Source organism: Kitasatospora sp. NPDC091257, from assembly GCF_044757675.1.
GTDB lineage: Bacteria > Actinomycetota > Actinomycetes > Streptomycetales > Streptomycetaceae > Kitasatospora > Kitasatospora lactacystinica.
In genome coordinates this window covers 1-2,852 of record NZ_JBIVVI010001155.1, presented here as the reverse complement: position 1 = coordinate 2,852, position 2,852 = coordinate 1, and the positions used below count along the sequence as shown (strand labels likewise).

General features: G+C 74.3%; 4 protein-coding genes. 3 read left to right on the top strand and 1 reads right to left on the bottom strand.

Annotation, left to right across the window (positions count from 1 at the left end; genetic code table 11):
• Nucleotides 1–119: 119 nt before the first annotated feature.
• Nucleotides 120–638: a hypothetical protein gene (locus ACIQOV_RS35720; protein WP_401054985.1), complete on the top strand. Its 519-nt coding sequence runs from the start codon at nucleotides 120–122 to the stop codon at nucleotides 636–638.
• Nucleotides 639–818: 180 nt separating this feature from the next.
• Here the strand turns inward: ACIQOV_RS35720 and ACIQOV_RS35715 are convergent, their stop codons facing one another.
• Nucleotides 819–1,181: a hypothetical protein gene (locus ACIQOV_RS35715; RefSeq protein ID WP_401054984.1), complete on the bottom strand. Its 363-nt coding sequence runs from the start codon at nucleotides 1,179–1,181 to the stop codon at nucleotides 819–821.
• A gap of 327 nt (nucleotides 1,182–1,508) precedes the next feature.
• On the opposite strand from ACIQOV_RS35715, the gene ACIQOV_RS35710 reads away from it, so the two are divergent.
• Nucleotides 1,509–1,826 carry an ArsR/SmtB family transcription factor gene (locus tag ACIQOV_RS35710; protein ID WP_387690705.1) on the top strand — a complete coding sequence of 106 codons (318 nt, stop codon included), beginning with the start codon at nucleotides 1,509–1,511 and terminating at the stop codon, nucleotides 1,824–1,826.
• A gap of 174 nt (nucleotides 1,827–2,000) precedes the next feature.
• Nucleotides 2,001–2,852, top strand: an 852-nt coding sequence (locus tag ACIQOV_RS35705; RefSeq protein WP_401054983.1) for an MFS transporter, incomplete at its 3' end; no start/stop codon positions are given.

Below are 2,852 nucleotides of genomic sequence, written 5' to 3'. Positions count from 1 at the left end.
CCCGCCACGGCCTGAGCCCGCCACGCCCCGGGCCCGGGCAGGGCCGGGGGAAGGCCCGGGGGGACGGACCGGGCGGGAAGGGAGGCGCGGCGGCGCGGGAACCCCCTACGATGCGGGGCATGGAGACCACGGCGGAACTCGTCCACCTGGAGCGGACGCTGGTCGACTTCGGGGACTTCGGCTTCGAGGGGAACCGGCACGCCTTCCGGTGGGTCGACATCAAGCGCTTCGGGCCGGTCGCCGGGGCGCACGACCGGGACGTGCTGGCCGCGCTGATCGCGCACCCGCAGTTCCGGGACACCTACGACGGGGCCGGGGCCCGGGACTGGCCGCGGCACGGGCAGTGGTGGGTGGAGCGGATCACGCCCGACAGCTACGCGCCCGTGCCGGCGCAGGCGGCGGTCGACCTCGTCGAGGCCTGGACGCTGCAGCACGGCCCGGTGCCGCCGGCGCTGCTCGCGCGGCTGGAGCGGGAGGTCCACGCCCCCGCCCGCCGGGCCCACGCCCGCTACCTGCTCGTGCACCCTCCCGAGGACGCCCGCCACGACTACGGCCCCGTCCACACCGACTTCCACGAGCTCGTCCTCGTCGACCGCGCCGCGGACACCGTCACCCTCCTGGTCGCCGCCGACGACTGACCGCCCCGGACGGCCCCCGCGCCCCGCGCCCGGCGCCCGGCCCCCGGCGCCCGGCCCCCCGCCCCCGGCGCCCGGAAAGGCGCTCGCCCCGCGGCGTCCGCGGGGGATCCGCGGGCGCGACGGGGCGAGGGGCGCCGGTCCGTCACCGCGAGGGCGCGGCCAACGGCCCGGCAGGCCGGGTCAGTTGAGGACCAGGATGTCGGTGCGCATCGTCAGCGGACTGTTCCAGCCGATACTGATCTTGAAGGTCACCACCCCGTTGCCGGGGGCGATGCTCGACACCTGGAAGGGCGCGGCACCGACGAACCGGTTCCCGTTGGAATCGGTCTCGGAGGCCGTGATGACCACCGTCGAGTCGATCCCGATCACGTTCCACGGGATCTGCAGGTTGAACGTCCCGTTGCCCGGGCCCCACATCACCCAGCCCCGCCACACGGCACCGACGTTGCCGCCGACGTCCGCGAGGTGCTGCTCCCCGCCGGCGGACTGCAGGCCGCCCGTGATCTGCGGGACCTGGGAGGCGGTGGGTTCGCTTGCGGCCATGGCGGCTCTCCTCGCGCCGGGAGAGCCCCCCACGAGCCCTCCGGATACCCAGAGTGTCCGCTGTCGCACACAGCGTCACAATCACTCGTGGGGGTGAATCACCGGCGCGCCGCCGCACCACCCGCGCCGCCGAGGCCCGAGGTCGCACGCCACCCGGCGCGCACCCGCCCCGCCCGCCGGCCCCGGCCTCCGGTCCGCCCTGCCGCCGTTCCGGCCCGCCCCGCCCCGCCGTCCGGCCCGGGGAGGCCCGCCTTGACACCTCAAGGTCGTATCCAGAATATTAGATGCGTCCGGCGAGGGGCCGGGCGACGGGAAGGAGGGCGTGCGGTGGAGCTGGACCCGCTGGCCGTGCACAAGGCGCTCGCCAACCCGGCGCGCGCGGACTTCCTGCGCTGGCTCAAGACGCCCGAGCGCTACTTCGACGAGCCGTACTACCGCGAGCGCGGCGTCGGCTTCCACATCGGCGTGTGCGTCACCGACATCCAGGAACGCTCGGGGCTGGCCCAGTCGGTGGTCTCCGGCTACCTCCAGATCCTGCGCGAGGCCGGACTGCTGGTGTCCGAGCGCGTCGGCAAGTGGACCTTCTACCGGCGCAACGAGGAGACCATCGCCGCCTTCGCCGCCTACGTGCGCGACGAACTCTGACACCCACGCACAACACCCACGCACCCACGCGTACGTGCGCGCACATGCCCGCGCACGCGCGCGGACGTGCGCACCGCACTCCCCTCCGTGCGGGGGCGCCCGGCCGGCGCCCCCCCTTTTCTTCGGCCCTTACGCATCCAACTATCTAGATTTGTGTATCCATTGGAGGCTGTCGTGCACCGCACCGCTCCCGCCCGAAACGCCCTGGCCGTCCCGGTCCTGGCCCTGGGCGTGTTCGGCATCATCACCACCGAGATGGGCGTCGTCGGCGTCCTGCCCGCCCTGGCCGAACGCCTGCACGTGGCCCCCGCCACCGCCGGATGGCTCGTCGGCGCCTTCGCCCTCACCGTCGCCGCCACCGGCCCCGCCGGCGTCCTGCTCGCCTCGCGCCTGCGCCGAAAGACCGTGCTGGCCACGGCACTTGCCGTCTTCGCCGGCTCCAACGCGCTCTACGCGCTCAGCGACTCCTTCCCCCTCGTCCTCGCCCTGCGGATCCTGCCCGCCCTGTTCCACCCCGTCTTCTTCGCCCTCGCCCTCACCGCCGCCACCCGCCTGGCCGCGCCCGGAAAAGCCGCACGCGCCGCCACCACCGTCTTCGCCGGCGTCAGCGCCGGCTTCGCGTTCGGCGTCCCCCTCACCTCCTACCTCGCCGACCACCTCTCCCTGCCCGCCGCGTTCTGGAGCGCCGCCGCCCTCAACCTGATCGCCTGCGCCGGCGTCCTCGCCTTCTTCCCCGACCTGCCCGACACCCAACGCCCCACCTACGCCGGCCAGCTGCGCATCCTGCGCCGGGGCCGGCTGTGGCTGGCCGTCGCCGCCGTCACCCTGGTGTTCGCCGCGATGTTCAGCGGCTACGGCTACATCGCCGAATACCTCCAGAACGTCACCGGCCTCGACACCTCCCTCACCGGCCCCGCCCTGATGGCCTTCGGCGTCGTCATGACCGCCGGCAACCTCGCCTTCGGCCGCCTGCTGGAACGCGCCCCCCTGCGCACCGTCACCGCCTACCCGATCCTCTACCTCGCC

Excerpts from the sequence above, each read along its gene's own strand:
- ACIQOV_RS35720 (WP_401054985.1), top strand. The coding sequence starts at position 120 with ATGGAGACCACGGCGGAACTCGTCCACCTGGAGCGGACGCTGGTCGAC.
- ACIQOV_RS35715 (WP_401054984.1), bottom strand. The coding sequence starts at position 1,181 with ATGGCCGCAAGCGAACCCACCGCCTCCCAGGTCCCGCAGATCACGGGC.